Annotated in this window: 11 protein-coding genes and 1 pseudogene; 2 read left to right on the top strand and 10 right to left on the bottom strand. The window is 70.7% G+C overall.

The annotated features are described in order from the left end of the window. Positions 1 to 57: 57 nt before the first annotated feature. The 9 genes from ACH5AF_RS13740 to ACH5AF_RS13780 form a co-directional block, all read right to left on the bottom strand. Complete coding sequence (locus tag ACH5AF_RS13740) at positions 58 to 3,861, bottom strand: ThuA domain-containing protein (RefSeq protein ID WP_398901802.1); 3,804 nt, start codon at positions 3,859 to 3,861, stop codon at positions 58 to 60. A gap of 232 nt (positions 3,862 to 4,093) precedes the next feature. Next, complete coding sequence (locus ACH5AF_RS13745) at positions 4,094 to 5,101, bottom strand: sugar phosphate isomerase/epimerase family protein (RefSeq protein WP_398901803.1); 1,008 nt, start codon at positions 5,099 to 5,101, stop codon at positions 4,094 to 4,096. Between the two features lie 12 nt (positions 5,102 to 5,113). Next, positions 5,114 to 6,394, bottom strand: a complete 1,281-nt coding sequence (locus tag ACH5AF_RS13750) for a Gfo/Idh/MocA family protein (RefSeq protein ID WP_398901804.1) — start codon at positions 6,392 to 6,394, stop codon at positions 5,114 to 5,116. A 190-nt stretch (positions 6,395 to 6,584) separates the two neighbouring features. Beyond that, the gene (locus ACH5AF_RS13755; protein WP_398901805.1) at positions 6,585 to 7,631 is read right to left on the bottom strand and encodes a substrate-binding domain-containing protein; all 1,047 of its coding nucleotides are present in this window, start codon (positions 7,629 to 7,631) and stop codon (positions 6,585 to 6,587) included. Positions 7,632 to 7,711: 80 nt separating this feature from the next. Next, entirely contained in the window at positions 7,712 to 8,734 is a 1,023-nt protein-coding gene (locus tag ACH5AF_RS13760) for an ABC transporter permease (protein ID WP_398901917.1), read from the bottom strand. Positions 8,735 to 8,848: 114 nt separating this feature from the next. Next, a complete protein-coding gene (locus ACH5AF_RS13765) occupies positions 8,849 to 10,372 on the bottom strand; it encodes a sugar ABC transporter ATP-binding protein (protein WP_398901806.1) in 1,524 nt (507 codons plus the stop codon). Positions 10,373 to 10,777: 405 nt separating this feature from the next. Further along, positions 10,778 to 11,959 (bottom strand): ROK family protein, encoded by a 1,182-nt coding sequence (locus tag ACH5AF_RS13770; RefSeq protein WP_398901807.1) that lies wholly within the window; start codon positions 11,957 to 11,959, stop codon positions 10,778 to 10,780. Positions 11,960 to 12,179: 220 nt separating this feature from the next. After that, positions 12,180 to 12,641, bottom strand: coding sequence for an NUDIX domain-containing protein (locus ACH5AF_RS13775; protein ID WP_398901809.1), 462 nt, complete (start codon positions 12,639 to 12,641; stop codon positions 12,180 to 12,182). 26 nt (positions 12,642 to 12,667) lie between these two features. After that, the gene (locus ACH5AF_RS13780; protein WP_398901810.1) at positions 12,668 to 13,615 is read right to left on the bottom strand and encodes a beta-ketoacyl-ACP synthase III; all 948 of its coding nucleotides are present in this window, start codon (positions 13,613 to 13,615) and stop codon (positions 12,668 to 12,670) included. 381 nt (positions 13,616 to 13,996) lie between these two features. Between ACH5AF_RS13780 and ACH5AF_RS13785 the strand changes: the two are divergent. After that, a pseudogene (locus ACH5AF_RS13785) lies at positions 13,997 to 14,208 on the top strand (Fe-S-binding domain-containing protein); the annotation flags it as partial. Positions 14,209 to 14,213: 5 nt separating this feature from the next. Continuing rightward, a complete protein-coding gene (fdhD, locus tag ACH5AF_RS13790) occupies positions 14,214 to 15,053 on the top strand; it encodes a formate dehydrogenase accessory sulfurtransferase FdhD (protein WP_398901811.1) in 840 nt (279 codons plus the stop codon). A gap of 131 nt (positions 15,054 to 15,184) precedes the next feature. Here the strand turns inward: fdhD and ACH5AF_RS13795 are convergent, their stop codons facing one another. After that, the gene (locus ACH5AF_RS13795) at positions 15,185 to 15,589 is read right to left on the bottom strand and encodes a (2Fe-2S) ferredoxin domain-containing protein (protein ID WP_398901812.1); all 405 of its coding nucleotides are present in this window, start codon (positions 15,587 to 15,589) and stop codon (positions 15,185 to 15,187) included. Positions 15,590 to 16,129: the final 540 nt, after the last annotated feature.

Consider the following 16,129-nt stretch of genomic DNA (forward strand, 5'->3'; position numbering starts at 1 on the left):
GGTACGGCGCCTCCCCGCCCGCCGCCGGCTCAGTGGCGGCCCTGAAGGGGGCACTCTTCAGGAGCGCAGCTCCTTCAGCTGGATGTCGCGGAAGGACACCTGGTCGTCGGCGCCGTGGTTCTGGATGCCGACGTAGCCGTCCTTGAGGCTGCGGACCGGGTCGGCGTTGGTGAAGTCGTTGATCTTCTCTCCGTTGAGGAAGACCCGCAGACGTTCGCCCTCGACCCGGATCTCGTAGGTGTTCCACTCGCCCGGGGGCCGCAGCACCCGGTCGCGGGTCTCGATGTCGGCCGACTTGAAGCCGTAGACGGCGCCGGTGGTGCGGTCCGGGGCGTCGGTGGCGTCGATCTGGATCTCGTAGCCGTTGTGGACGGCCGACCACGGGTCCTCGGAGGCCGGGAAGCCGACGAAGACTCCGGAGTTGTCGTCTCCCTCCGTCTTCCAGTCGAGCTTGAGGGAGTAGGAGTGCAGCTCCTTGGCCTGGTACCAGAGCATGCCCATGCCGCCTTCGGTGCGCAGTTCGCCGTCGACGACGTCGAACCTGCCCGGGCCGGCCTGCTTCCAGCCGTCCAGCGACTCGCCGTTGAAGATCGGCCGGTAGCCGGTCCTCGGCTCGCAGTCCGCGCTGACCTGTCCGGTGGCGTAGCGCAGTCCGCCCAGGAGGTGCTGCCGGAAGGCCGGCTCGGCGTAGGACTCCTTGGTGTGGCCGCCGCCGGTGTAGAAGGCGCGGCCGCCCTCGTAGGTCTGGCACCAGGCGATCGGGTGGTCGCCCTTCATGGTGCCGCCCTGGTAGGTGGTCTCGTCGAGGGTGGCGAGGACGCGTGCCTGCTCGCGGGGGTTGGTGCGGTAGTTGTACCACTCGTCGGTGCGCTGCCAGGGTCCCTCGACGTGTGCGGTCGCCGGGTGCTCGTGGTCCTCGACGCGTACGGTGGCGGGCTGGATCTGCGGGTGGGACGCGAAGTAGGCGCCGACGAGTCCCCCGTAGAACTGCCAGTCGTACTCGGTGTCGGCCGCGGCGTGGACACCCATGTAGCCGCCGCCGGCGGCGACGTAGTCCTCGAACGCCTTCTGCTGGTCGGCGTTCAGGACGTCACCAGTGGTGGACAGGAACACGACCGCGTCGTAGCGGGCGAGGTTGGCGGCGGTGAACTGGCGGGCCTCCTCGGTGGCGTCGACGGTGATGTCGCTGCTGCTGCCGAGCTCCTTCAGCGCGGCGACGCCGGCGGGGATGGAGTCGTGACGGAAGCCCGCGGTGCGGGAGAAGACGAGGACGCGCTTGGCGGCCTTGTCCACGGGTGTGTCGGAGATCTGGAAGTCGTCGACGTCGTACAGCGCTCCGGCCCCTCCCTTGAAGACGAGGAACAGTTCGGTGGTCCGCTGCGGGACGGCCCGCAGGGTGACGTCCACGTTCTGGAAGGTCTCCCAGCTGCCGGTGACGGGCACGGGCGTGGAGCCGAGCAGGGTGCCGCTCGCGGACCCGGCCCGCACTTCCAGGATGCCGCCGGACCCGCCGGAGGAAACGCGTGCGGTGAGCTTGGTCGAGCCGGCGAGGTGATACGGCTTGAAGGAGATCCAGTCGCCGTTGTGGATGTCACCGACCGTCTTGCCGCCGTGCGCGCTCGCCTTGTCATAGGTCTTGATGCCGGACGCGTTGTCGAAGTGCTCGGCCTGGCGGAGGCGCGGCTGGAGCTTCGCCTGGTCGTGTGAGGTCAGCGCGGCCTGGCCGCCGCCTCCGCCGTCGGTGTACTCGGCGTCGAAGACTCCGAAGATGTTGGCGTTGGGGTCGTGGCCGCCGTCGGCCGAGGTCTTGATGGTGCCGGTGCAGCCGTTGGCCGAGGTCTCGGGGTGGCCGTGGCTGTCGTGGCCGAGGATGTACGTCACCTTCACCTTGGCGCAGTCGATGGTCCCGTCTTCCGGATCGGTGACCGTCACCCTGAAGGGGATCTCGTCGCCGGAGTCGTACAGGGCGCCGTCGGCGGGCAGTTCGAGGGTGACCTTGGGCGCGGTGTTGCCGACGACGACCCGTACGCTCGCGGAGCCGGTGCGTCCGCTGGGGTCCTCGGCGGTGACGGTGGCGGTGTAGGTGCCGTTCTTCCGGTATGTGTACGTGGGATCGGCCACCGTGGAGGTGCCGCCGTCTCCGAAGTCCCAGCGGTAGGTGAGGGCGTCGCCGTCCCCGTCGGTGGTTCCGGCGGAGGAGAAGGAGACGCGCAGGGGCGCCGTGCCGGAGGTCTTGTCCGCGCCGGCCTCGGCGACCGGGGAGCGTCCGCCGGTGGCGTTCTCGATGCGGTAGAGGCCGGAGTTCTCGTCGCCGCCGAACCAGGCGGTCCCGTAGTCGAGGACGTAGAGCGCGCCGTCGGGGCCGAAGGCCATGTCCATGATCTGGGTGCCGGTCCACGGGACGGGGTTGATGGACTGGACCGCGCCGTCCGTGCCGTGCTCGATGCGCTTGATCCAGCGCCGGCCGAACTCTCCGGCGAGGAAGTCCCCGTCGTACTCCTCGGGGAACTTCACCGGCGAGGTGGAGGCGGCGTCGTAGCGGTAGACGGGACCGCCCATCGGGGACTCGGAGCCGGTGCCGAACTCGGGCACCGATCCGCCGTCGTAGGGGATCCACGCGGCTTGCGCGGGCGGCAGGTCGACCAGGCCGGTGTTGTGCGGCGAGTCGTTCTTCGGGGCGGCGCAGTCGAAGGTGGCGCCGGAGGTCCTGGTTGCGAAGTCGTAGTCGACGTACGGGTCGTTGTCGCCGGCGCAGAAGGGCCAGCCGTAGTTGCCGGGGCCGGTGACGCGGGCGAACTCCACCTGTCCGGCGGGCCCGCGCTTGGGGTCGGCGGTTCCGGCGTCGGGGCCGTAATCGCCGACGTAGACGACGCCGGTCTTCTTGTCGACGCTGAACCGGAACGGGTTGCGGAAGCCCATGGCGTAGATCTCGGGCCGGGTCTTCTCGGTGCCGGGGGCGAAGAGGTTGCCCTCCGGGATCGTGTACGAGCCGTCGTCGGCCACCTTGATGCGCAGGATCTTGCCGCGCAGGTCGTTGGTGTTGCCTGAGGTGCGGCGGGCATCGTACGCCGGGTTGCGGCCGGGGCGCTCGTCGATGGGCGTGTAGCCGTCGGAGGCGAAGGGGTTGGAGTCGTCGCCGGTCGACAGGTACAGGTTTCCGGCCGCGTCGAAGTCGATGTCACCGCCGACGTGGCAGCAGATGCCGCGGGTCGCCGGCACGTCGAGGATCTTCTTCTCGCTGGCGTTGTTCAGGGTGCCGTCCTCGTTGAGGACGAAGCGGGAGAGCCGGTTGACACCGTCGAACTTCGCGAAGTCGGCGGCGGTCCCCTCATTGGGCGCGTCCCCGGCCGGGGTGTCCAGCGGGGGTGCGTAGTAGAGGTGGACGAAGCGGTTCTCGCTGAACTTCGGGTCCAGGCCGATGCCCTGGAGTCCCTCCTCGTCGTGTGCGTAGACGGGGATGGTGCCGACGACCCGGGTGTTGCCGGCCGGGTCGGTCATACGCAGCTCGCCGTTGCGCGAGGTGTGGAGCACGCTGCGGTCGGGGAGCACGGCGAGCGACATGGGCTCGCCGGTCTCCTCACCGCCCTTGGCGAGGGTGACCTGCTGGAATTCCGCGGCGGCCGGGGCCGCTTCGGGGTCGGCGGCGGTCGCCGTGGTCGGCGCGGTGAGGACGAGCGAGGTTGCTGCGAGAAGACTGCCGGTGAGGAGCGCGAGGGCCTTGCGGACCTTGGGCCTTTGTCTGTGCACGGATGTCCTCCGGTAGTGGCCGGTCGAACGAGCGGGTTGCCGTGGAGCGCTGGGGCTGTCCCCCGGGCCGCGCTCGCCTCGTGGAGCGGTGCTGTCAGCGGGTGCTCTTCGCATGGGGGTGCGAGAGCTCCGCGCCGGGCTGGACGCCGTGGAACCGGAATGCGCCGTCACTCCGGAACCACCTATGTCGTGTACACGAGATGGGACGGTAGCGGGGTTCATCCTGAACGGAAACCCCTTGCGCATTAGGAGAGTTGAACTTCTTCCCGTAGCAGGACAAAGGCTTGCCCGGGCGTGCTGGACCGGCCCGGCGGCACGTGCGCAGCCGGGCTCGGACCTGGGTGTTCTACTGATCGCCGCCCGAGAAGGCGGCGTCGAAGGAGGCGCTGGGAGGGTCGAAGTCGAACTGCTTCAGATGCACAAGCGCTTGTGGCGCACCGGCCAGCCGGTTCATTCCGGCGTCCTCCCACTCCACCGAGACGGGCCCCTCGTAGCCGATGGAACGCAGCATCCGGAACACGTCCTCCCAGGGCACGTCGCCGTGTCCCGCGGAGACGAAGTCCCAGCCGCGCCGGGGGTCGCCCCACGGCAGATGGGAGCCGAGCCTCCCGTTGCGCCCGTCCAGCCGCCTGCGGGCCTCCTTGCAGTCGACGTGGTAAATCCGGTCCCGGAAGTCGTAGAGGAAGCCGACCGGGTCCAGGTCCTGCCAGACGAAGTGGCTGGGGTCGAAGTTGAGCCCGAAGGCAGGCCGGTTGCCGACCGCGTCCAGGGCCCGCCTGGTGGTCCAGTAGTCGTAGGCGATCTCGCTGGGATGGACCTCGTGGGCGAAGCGGACGCCCTCGGTGTCGAAGACGTCGAGGATCGGGTTCCACCGCTCGGCGAAGTCCTCGTAACCGCGCTCGATCATCCGCTCCGGGACGGGCGGGAACATCGCGACCAGGTGCCAGATGGAGGAGCCGGTGAAGCCGATGACCGTGTCGACGCCGAAGGCCGCCGCGGCGCGCGCCGTGTCCTTCAGCTCGGCGGCGGCGCGCTGCCGCACACCCTCCGGGTCCCCGTCGCCCCAGATGCGGGCGGGCAGGATGGCCTGGTGCCGTTCGTCGATGGGGTTGTCGCAGACGGCCTGGCCGACGAGATGGTTGGAGATCGCCCAGCAGGCCAGTCCGTACTTCTCCAGCAGCGCGTGCCGGCCGTCCAGGTAGGACGGATCCGTCAGTGCCTTGTCGACCGCGAAGTGATCGCCCCAGCAAGCGAGTTCCAGGCCGTCGTAGCCGAAGTCACGGGCCAGCCGGCAGACCTCCTCCAGCGGCAGATCGGCCCACTGACCGGTGAACAGTGTGAACGGGCGTGGCATCGGACCTCCTTGTCAGACCTGCGCCTGTACTGCCTGTGCTGCCTGTACTCCCTGTACTCCCTGTGCTGCGCCGTCCGCGCCCGCGTGCGCGGTGGCGGCCGCCGGCACCGGGGTGTAGACGGCGTTCTTCCGCGCGCTCTCCTCGACCGCCGCGAGCACCCGCTGCACCTGTAGTCCGTCGGCGAACGACGGCAGGGGCTGCGCCCCGGTGGCGATCGCCTCGACCAGGTCGCGGGCCTGGTGGGCGAAGGTGTGCTCGTAGCCGAGTGCGTGGCCCGGCGGCCACCACGCGTGAAGGTAGGGGTGCTCCGCCTCGGTGACGAGGATGCGGCGGAAGCCCGCGGTGACGGCCGGCTCCCGGTGGTCGTGGAAGGAGAGCTCGTTGAGGCGTTCCAGGTCGAAGGCGAGCGAACCGAGTTCGCCGTTGACCTCCAGGCGCAGGGCGTTCTTGCGGCCCGACGCCATCCGGGTCGCCTCGAACGAGGCCAGCACCCCCGAGGCGAGCCGTCCGGTGAACAGGGCGGCGTCGTCCACGGTGACCGGTCCGCGTTCCGTGCCACCGGATGCCGTGAGGCCCGCCGACGCCCCCCGCAGCAGCGGACGTTCCTTCACAAAGGTCTCCAGCTGGGACGAGACTCCGACCAGCGGCTCTCCCGCCAGGTACTGCGCGAGGTCCACGATGTGCGCGCCCAGGTCGCCGAGCGCCCCCGACCCGGCGTGTTCGCGTTCCAGCCGCCAGGTCAGCGGGAAGTCGGGGTCGACCAGCCAGTCCTGGAGATAGGTGACCCGGACGTGGCGCAGTGTGCCGAGCCTGCCGTCGGCGATGAGCCGGCGTGCGTAGGTGAGGGCGGGCACACGCCGGTAGTTGAAGCCCACCATCGCCAGCTGCCCGCGTGCGCGGGCCGCTTCGGCGGCCGTGACCATCGCTTCGGCCTCGGCCACCGTGTTGGCCAGCGGCTTCTCGCAAAGAACGTGTTTGCCCGCCTCCAGTGCGGAGATGGCGATCTCCGCATGGCTGTCCCCGGGAGTGCAGATGTCGACCAGGTGCACATCCTCCCGGGCCACGAGGGCGCGCCAGTCGGTCTCCGCCGCCGCCCAGCCGTGTCTGTCGGCCGCGGCACGCACGGCGCTGGCGTCACGGCCGGCGATCGCGGCGAGAACCGGCCGCAGCGGCAGGTCGAACACCCGGCCCGCGGTGCGCCATCCCTGGGAGTGCGCGGCGCCCATGAACGCGTATCCGACCATGCCCACGCCGAGTGTCGGCGCGGTGGCGTCACTGTCCCTGTGTTCCATCGGTCTCCTCGCAAGGTGGCCACCGGTTGAACCGGTGGAAGAATCGCATCCCGGTCGGGTGATACGTCCTTGATGTTCCGTCATGGGCCTGTTCTGGCTGGACCGCGAACCTTGGGTCGGAAGCCCCCTTCATGGGGAGCGGAGTCACACGGATCCTCCTCGTCGATGGCGGTAGGGGGACAGGCGCCGGTCAGTTGAAGCCGGTGGGCAGGTACTCGTCGACGTTGTCCTTGGTGACGACGGCCGAGTACAGGGTCAGCGAGGCCGGGATCTCCAGTTCGGCCATCCCGCTGACGCCCTTGCCCTGTCCGAGCGCACGCGCCAGGTCGATGGCGGACGCCGCCATCGTTGGCGGGTACAGGACGGTGGCCTTGAGCACGCTGTTGTCGGCCTTGATGGCGTCCATCGCGGACTTGGCGCCCGCTCCGCCCACCATCAGGAAGTCGTCACGGCCGGCCTGGGCGATGGCGCGCAGGGCGCCCACGCCCTGGTCGTCGTCGTGGTTCCACAGGGCGTCGAACTTCGACTGGGCCTGGAGGAGTTGGGCCATCTTGGCCTGCCCGGACTCCACGGTGAAGTCGGCGGCCTGGCGGGCGACCTTCCTGACGTTGGGGTAGTTCTTCAGGGCGTCGTCGAAGCCCTGGGTGCGCTGCTTGGTCAGTTCGAGGTTGTCGAGGCCGGCGAGTTCGACGACCGTGGCGTTCGGCTTGTCCCTGAGCCGTTCGCCGATGTAGTTGCCCGCGTTGAGGCCCATGCCGTAGTTGTCGCCGCCGATCCAGCAGCGGTAGGCCTGCGGGGAGGCGAAGACGCGGTCGAGGTTGACGACCGGGATGCCCGCCTTCATGGCCTGGAGGCCGACCTGGGTGAGCGCCTTGCCGTCGGCGGGCAGGATGACGAGGACGTCGACCTTCTTGTTGATGAGGGTCTGGACCTGGCCGATCTGGGCGGCTGTGTCGTTGGAGCCCTCGGTGATCTCCAGGGTGACGTCGGAGTACTTCTCCGCGCGCGACCTGGCGTTCTGGTTGATGGCGTTCAGCCAGCCGTGGTCGGCCTGGGGGCCGGCGAAGCCGATGGTGACGGCCTTGCCGGGCTTGTCGTCGGCGACCGGGGCGTTGCCGGTGGCCCGCTCCTGGTTCTTGGGCTCGTTGCTCGTGCAGGCCGTCAGGAGTGCTCCGGCGGAGACGGCGGCAGTGCCGAACAGCAGTCCTCTGCGGCTGGGGGATGGTGTGTGCGGCATGGCGGATCGACCCTTCGACTGGGCGGTGGGACAGAGGGGACGTGCGGGGGTAGAGGGGGCGTGCGGGGGTGGAGGGGTGGTCAGGCCTCGCCACCACGCAGGGTGCGGCGCTGGACGAGGACGGCGGCCACGATGATCGCGCCCTTGGCGATCTGCTGGACGGCGGTCTCCAGGTTGTTGAGCGCGAAGATGTTGGTGATCGTGGTGAAGACCAGGACGCCGAGGACGGAACCGACGATGGTGCCGCGGCCTCCGCTGAGCAGCGTGCCACCGATGATCGCGGCGGCGATCGCGTCGAGTTCGTAGAGGTTGCCGTTGGTGTTCTGCCCCGAGCCGGCGAGCACGATCAGCATGAACGCGGCGATGCCACAGCACAGGCCGGACAGCAGGTACAGGTACAGGCGCTGGCGGCGTACGTCGATGCCGGCGAGCCGGGCGGCCTCCGCGTTGCCTCCGACGGCGACCGTGCGGCGGCCGAAGGTGGTGCGGTTGAGCAGCAGCCAGCCGACGACGGTGACGGCGGCGAAGAGCAGGACGAGGGGCGGGACGCCGAGGATGTAGGCGTCCTTGACGCCGAGGTCGAGCACCTCGTTCACGGTGACGATCTGGGTCTTGCCGTCGGTGATCTGCAGGGCGAGTCCGCGGGCCGAGGCCAGCATGGCGAGGGTGGCGATGAACGGCACCATCCCGCCGTACGCGATCAGCAGGCCGTTCACGAGTCCGCAGCCCACGCCGACGATCACGGCCGTGAACAGGATTCCGGCGAAGCCGTACTCCTGGGTCGCCAGGGTGGTGGCCCATACGGAGGCGAGTGCGACGATCGCGCCGACCGACAGGTCGATGCCGCCGCTGGTGATGACGAACGTCATGCCGACGGTGACGACACCGATGACGGACGCCTGGGTCAGCACGAGCTGGAGATTGCTCGCCGCGAGGAACTCGTCGGGCTTGGTGACGCCGCCGACGGCGACGAGTACGGCGAGGACGCCGAGCAGTGAAACGGTACGGACATCCGTGCTGCCGAATCGCGAGCGCCACGAGCCGTGGCCCGGCGCGTCGGCCGCGGGCGCGGACGGCTCGGCAGCCGGTCCACTCGGGTGCAGTTTGCTCAGCACGAGGAACTCCCGTCGTGTACAGGTAGGTTGCACATCTGTCTTCGGCGGCGGTCAGGGCTTGGCCGTCATGAGGCCGCACGCAGCGGCCGAGTAAAAGCCTTCTCATTCGTGAGAGGGAGGAGTGACCACAAGGTCGAGGACGCGGTACTCGTCAAGGCCTCGTGAGGGTCCGGTGTGAATGACCTTGCCCTCGCGAAGGACCACCACTCGGTCGGCCAGCCCCAGGACTTCCGGTATCTCGCTCGAGACCAGCAGTACGGCGAGGCCGTCGTCGGCCAGCCGGCGGATGACGGCGTAGAGTTCGGCGCGGGCGCCGACGTCGACGCCGCGGGTGGGCTCGTCGAGGAGCAGCACCTTGCAGCCACGCAGCAGCCAGCGGGCGAGTACGGCCTTTTGCTGGTTGCCGCCGGAGAGGGTACGGATACGGGCGTCGGGATTGTCGGGCCGCAGGGACAGTTCCCTGGTGGCCCGCCGGGCGGCGGCCCACTCCCGACCGTGGTCCAGCCAGCCGGCGCGGGAGAAGCGGGAGAGGGTGGAGAGCGACACGTTCCGCGTGACGGACTCCAGCATCAGCAGGCCCTGCGCCTTGCGTTCCTCGGGCGCGAGACCGATGCCGGCGCGGACGGCCGCGCGGACACTGCCGGGGCGAAGTGGGGTGCCGTCGACGAGGACACGGCCGGCGGTCGGCCGGCGGGCGCCGTAGATCGTCTCCAGGATCTCGCTCCTCCCCGAGCCGACGAGCCCCGCGAGGCCGACGATCTCCCCGGGCCGCAGCTGAAGGTCGACGGGCGCGAACTCGCCCTGCCTGGCGAGCCCTTCGGCACGTAGGACCGGTTCACGCGTGGCGGCGACCGGGCCCGGGGAGCGCTCGGGGAAGACGTACTCGACGGTGCGGCCGGTCATCAGCGAGACGACATCGCGGGTGGGGGTGGACTCGGCGGGCAGGCCGCCGGCGACGGCGCGGCCGTCCTTGAGGACGGTGACGCGGTCGCCGATGCGGCGGATCTCCTCCAGCCGGTGGGAGATGTAGACGACGGCGACGCCCTCGGCCGTGAGGTCGCCGACGATACGGAAGAGGTTGTCGACCTCGTCGGGATCCAGCGCGGCGGACGGCTCGTCCATCACGATCAGCCGGACGTCGTGGGAGAGGGCGCGGGCCATGGAGACGATCTGCTGCTGGGCGGCGGACAGGTCGCCGACGTGGCGGGCCGGATCGATCTCGGTGTGCCCGAGCCGCCGCAGCAGCTGGGCGGTCGCGGCCCGGGCGGCGGCGCCGCGTACGACGAAGCCGGCCGACGTCGGCTCGTGCCCGAGGAAGACGTTCTCGGCGACGGACAGCCCTTCGACCAGGTCGAGCTCCTGGTAGATGGTGGCGATGCCGAGGCGCATGGCGGTGATGGGCGACTTCAGGGAGACGATCTCGCCCCGCCAGGTGATCTGCCCGCCGTCGGGCTGGTGCGCACCGGCGAGGACCTTGATCAGCGTGGATTTGCCCGCGCCGTTCTGGCCGAGGAGGCAGTGGACTTCGCCAGCCTGGACCTCCAGGTCCACGCCGTCCAGGGCGCGGACGCCCGGGAACGACTTGGTGATGCCGGACATGGTGAGCAGGGGTGGTTCTGGTGCCATGACGAATCCCCTCGGCGGGTGCGGCCGGTGAGCGGGCAGGGCGGATGGGACTACGAGGGCGGGCTCGGGGCGCCCCCGTCGGTGCGGCGGGGGCGTGCGGAGTGCGGAGTGTGGGTGCACGTCGTGGTGCGGCTCGTGCGTCGACCGGTGCGGGTGGTGCCAGTGGTGCGGGCGTGCGGCGTTGGTGGTGCGGGGCGGTGCGAGCGTGCGATGCGTGGTGCGTGGCCGTACAGACGGTGCAGGTGATGCAGTGCAGGGTGCAGGTAGGGCGATGGAGCGGTGGTGGTGCCTGGCCGCGCCGAAGGTGCGGGTGGCGCGGTGCGGGTGGCGCGGTGCGGGTGGCGCGGTGCGGGTGGTGCCTGGTCGGGCGACCGGGTCGAGGGGTCGGCCCTGAGTGGACAGGGGTCAGGCCGGTGAGAACAGGTGGTCGCTGATGAGCCGGGCCGCTCCGATCACTCCGGCGGTCGCCCCCAACTCCCCCAGTACGATGGGCAGATTGCCGGTGGCCAGCGGCAACGACTGCCGGTAGACCTGGGTACGCACACTGGCCAGCAGCGTGTGCCCGAGCCCGGTCACCCCGCCTCCGATCACCACGAGGCCGGGATTGAAGAAGCTGACCAGTCCGGCGATGACCTGGCCGACCCGGTTGCCTCCTTCGCGGATCAGATCGAGTGCCGTGGCGTCTCCGGCGGCCGCGGCCGCCGACACGTCCACGGCCGTCAGCTGCCCGGCCGCCTCCAGCCGGGCGGCGAGCCCGGGGGAGAGACCGGCGCGCGCGGCGTCCTCGGCGTCGCGGGCGAGTGCGGCACCGCTGAAGTGCGCTTCCAGACAGCCCTTGTTGCCACAGGCGCAAGCCCTGCCGTCCGGCTCGACCTGGATGTGTCCGATGTCCCCGGCGCTGCCTGTCGTACCGCGGTAGACCTCGCCGCCGACGACGATGCCACAGCCGATGCCGGTGCCGATCTTGACGCAGAGGAAGTCGCCCACCGATCGGGCGACGCCCGCGTGCTGCTCCCCCATGGCCATCAGGTTCACGTCGTTGTCGACCATCACCGGGCAGCCGAGGTCCTGGCTCAGCGCCTCGCGGACCGGGAAGCCGTCCCAGCCGGGCATGATCGGCGGCGCGACGGGCACGCCTTCGGGGAAGCGCACCGGGCCGGGCACCCCGATGCCCGCTCCGTCGAAGCCCTCGGCCAGCCCCGACGCCTTGAGCTTGTCGGCCATCGACAGCACCTGCTCGAAGATCGCCACGGGCCCTTCGCGGACGTCCATGGGGTGGTTGAGATGCCCCAGGACCTCGAGCTCCGCGTTGGTGACGGCGACGTCGATCGAGGTGGCGCCGATGTCGACGCCGAGGAAGCGCAGGGCGGGTGCCAGCCGGATGTTGTGGGAGCGGCGACCGCCGCGGGAGGCGGCGAGTCCGTCCGCGACCACCAGGCCGGTCTCCAGCAGCCGGTCGACCTCGACGGCGAGCTTGGACCGGGACAGGTCCACCTGATCGCCCAGCTGTGCACGGGAGTTGGGCCCACCATCACGCAGCAGCCGAAGCAGTCGCGCCTGGTGCGCGTTCGCGGGTCGAGCGGTCATGCGTCTCACGTACCCCTCCCCTCCCCTGCCCTCGGCCTCAGCCCTCTCGGCGCGGGGAACCCTGGCCTTCCGTCTGCTTTCGAGGGGAACGTAGCAGCGCTTTGCCGGAGTGGGAAGAACTTGCGCACGATTCCGGTTGAACTTCTTCCACGCTCAGGACAAAGACCGGTCGCCGGGCCCTCCGGGGGCCCCGCGCGGGCGAGTTGGGACCGGCGCGGGCTCACAGGAACGGTTCGAGGCGGTCCAGGAAAACGCGCTGCGACGCCACGAGCTTCTGCCGCGCGGCCCCGACGCTGAACCACTCGGCACGGTCGATCTCCGGGAACTCCCGCTGCACTCCCGATCCTCGCGGCCACTCCATGGTGAAGGTGCCGGGCACGACGAGGGCGGTGTCGAGATCGCCCTCCATCGCCCACACGGTGACGACCTTGCCGTTCGACTGCCGTGTCTCGCCGAGGGGGATCCAGTCGCCGACGGGCGGCTGGAGCCCCAGCTCCTCCTCGAACTCCCGCCGCGCGGCGGCCATCGGATCCTCGTCCGGCGTGTACTCCCCCTTGGGGATCGACCAGGCCGCCTCGTCGCGCGACGCCCAGAACGGGCCGCCCATGTGCCCGATGAGGATCTCGGCCTCCGCGTCCCGCCGCCGGTAGAGCAGCAGTCCGGCACTTCGCTTCGTCTCCATGCCGCCCAGTGTGGCGGGGCGTGCGCTCACGGGCAGCGGATGACCTGGCCCGCGTACGAGAGGTTTCCGCCGAAGCCGAAGAGGAGTACGGGATCGCCCGAGGTGATCTCGCCGCGCGAGACGAGCTTGGACAGCGCCATCGGGATGGATGCCGCGGAGGTGTTGCCGGACTCGACGACATCGCGGGCGACGACCGCGTTGACCGCGCCGATCCGCTGGGCGACGGGCTCGATGATCCGGAGGTTGGCCTGGTGCAGGACGACGGCGGCCAGTTCCTCGGGAGCGACGCCGGCCCGTTCGCAGACCTGGCGGGCGATGGGCGGGAGCTGGGTGGTGGCCCACCGGTAGACGGACTGCCCCTCCTGCGCGAAGCGGGGCGGGGTGCCCTCGATCCGTACGGCGTGCCCCATCTCGGGCACCGAACCCCACAGGACCGGACCGATGCCGGGCTCCTGACCGGGCCGGGTGGCCTCCACCACGGCGGCCCCGGCGCCGTCGCCGACGAGCACGCAGGTGGTCCGGTCGGTCCAGTCGGTGACGTCGGCCATCTTGTCCGCGCCGATGACCAGGGCCCGGGTGGCCGCCCCCGCGCGCACCGTGTGGTCCGCTGTGGCGAGTGCGTGGGTGAAGCCGGCGCACACGACGTTGAGGTCCATCACCGCGGGGGAGCCCATGCCGAGCCGGGCCGCCACGCGCGCGGCCGTGTTGGGCGAGCGGTCGACGGCCGTGGACGTGGCGACCAGCACCAGGTCGATGTCGGCGGGGGTGAGCCCGGCCGAGGCGAGGGCCTTGGCACCGGCGTGAGCGGCCAGTTCGTCGACGGGCTCGTCGGGGCCTGCGACGTGCCGGCTCTTGATGCCCACACGGCTGCGGATCCACTCGTCGCTCGTGTCGACCATGGCCGCCAGGTCGTCATTGGTGAGCACCTTGGCGGGCTGATAGTGCCCGACGGCGACGACACGTGAGCCGGTCATGGAGGGTCCCCCTCGGTGAGATGCAGGAACCACCCAGTCTTCGCGGCTACCCGCCGGTACGACGGCAGGTGATCCGACAAGCTTCACCGGGCGGTCTTTGGAGCTTCCCCAACGACAGCCTTGCGTTTGCGCGGCGCGACCCTTGAGCGCGCCTCGAAGGCATACTGTAGACAATTTTGTCGACTTCATTTGCGGGGCGGTCCCCCGTCCCGAAACCGAGGCTCCGCTCCGGACCGCGTAAAGCACCTTCGGCGGTGTCCTCACTCGCCGGAGGGGCTGCAGATGCCGTGCGCGGCACCCCCAGCCCGCGAACGGAGGCAGACCCGGCCCCGCCGGCGATTGCGGCGCGGTTTTCGGGGCGGAGCCCCGACGCGGGGCAAATGCGACATGCGGGCGGCGGGCACCCGGGGCGCGGCGGCGCAGACGCGAACACCACGGCGTGCGCGTACTGCGGCGTCGGCCGCAACCTCACCCTGCACGTGCAGGACAATGAGATCGTCAAGGTCACCTCGCCGTACGACAACCCGGTGACCCAAGGCAACCCCTGCGTCAAGGGTCGCTTCGGCTACCGACACGTACAGAATCGGGATTGATCGCCATGGGACGGGTCACCGAGCGCCGCCGCACCCTCCGGATCCGAGACGGGGTGGTCTCCTCGCGCGCCGACACCCTGGTAGCGGAGGAGCCTTTGGAGATCCGGCTGAACGGCAGACCGCTGGCGATCACGATGCGCACCCCGGGTGACGACTTCGCGTTGGCGGCGGGCTTCCTGGTGAGCGAGGGGGTGCTCGGAGCGGCCGGGGAACTGCGGTCCATCGTGTACTGCGCGGGAGCCCAGGACGACGGCTCCAACACGTACAACGTGGTCGACGTGCAGCTCGCGCCCGGTGTGCCGGTCCCGGACATCACGCTGGAGCGCAACGTCTACACGACGTCGTCGTGCGGGCTGTGCGGCAAGGCGAGCCTGGACGCCGTCCGGACGACCGCCCGTTTCGCGATCGCCGACACTCCCCCGGTCCGTATCGAGCCCTCGCTGCTCGCCGGCCTCCCCGAACGGCTGCGCGCGGCACAGCGGGTCTTCGACCGGACCGGGGGCCTGCACGCGGCGGCGCTGTTCTCGCCCGAGGGGGAGCTGCTGGACATACGGGAGGACGTCGGCCGGCACAACGCGGTCGACAAGATCGTCGGCCGGGCGCTGCGGGACGGCAGGCTGCCGCTGTCCCGGTCGATCCTCCTGGTCTCGGGGCGGGCGTCGTTCGAGCTGGCGCAGAAGGCGGTGATGGCGGGCATCCCCGTGCTCGCGGCCGTCTCGGCGCCCTCGTCGCTCGCGGTGGACCTGGCGGCCGAGACGGGCCTGACGCTCGTCGGCTTTCTGCGCGGCGCCAACATGAACGTGTACGCGGGCGACGAGCGCATCGCCCTGGGCACCGGGGTCTGAGGCCGCCCCGCGGGCGCGGCCCCTGCCGACGGGGAGCGCCCCCTGCACCGGCCGGTTCCTTCCGTCCCCTGGTGTCCCGCGGATGCGAGAGCCCTCGCGCGCCCGGCGGGGCCCCTGTGCGGGACGCGGGCTCAGCGTCCCGCCCGGCGTCCGGCGTCCGAGGGCGGCGGGATCATCTGGAGCGTGAGGGTCGCCGGCGGCTCGGCGATGCCGGGGCCGCCCGCCTCGGCCCACGCGATCACGTCATCCGTCGCATCGTCGTCGAGGGCCCATCCGATCCACGCGGCGCGGGCACCGCGGCGGCGGCCCTCGGTGGAAGGCTGCACGACGATGACGTTGGCCTGGCCGCAGGGCCCAAGACAGTCACTGGTGCGGAGGGCGAGCCGCCCGCCGGACGCGGCTGCGGCGTCACGCAGTCTGGCGAGCTGGCCGGCGTGGTCGGTGCCGGGGTTCTTGCGCGCGTCGCCGCAGCAGCACCCCCGGCAGACGACCAGGGTGCAGGGGCGGGCGCCGAAGGGGCGTATCGGATACGTCATCACCGGGTGATCTTCGCAGTCGCACGACGGGGCCGCGTCGGCGCGGCGGCAAACCGGCCACACCCGGGCGGGCATCCGCACGACCTGGTGGCGGCGGCGGACTCCAGCACGGGTGGCGCCTCTTCCGGGCGCCGAAACCAACGGAGCTCGCTCGTAAGCCCGTCGGCGGCACCGAGATCCAGCGGTCACCCGCAAGAGAGCGCCGGTAGCTGCTGAGGGTCCCAGTTGTACTCGCCGAGAAAACAACGGAGTAGCCCCTGACTTGGACCGTTGCCGTTGAGTCGTCGGCTCGTGGGCTGTACGTGTGGGGGACGGTGGTGGAGGGGTGGGCGGAGCAACGCGAGTCCGCGCATCGCCACTCGGAGCCCGTACACGGGCCGCTTGCCCGCCTCCTGCGCTGGCACGACGTGGCCGTACGCCGGTCCATGACGGCCGACCTGACCGACCGAGTCGACCTGGTCTCGGCGCGGGCCTCGAGCACCGTGCGCGGGAACTGGACGCGGTGAGAGCCCCAGCACCCGCCCCCGACTCGACGAGATC

The sequence above is a fragment of the Streptomyces sp. NPDC018833 genome, assembly GCF_044390825.1.
Lineage (GTDB): Bacteria > Actinomycetota > Actinomycetes > Streptomycetales > Streptomycetaceae > Streptomyces.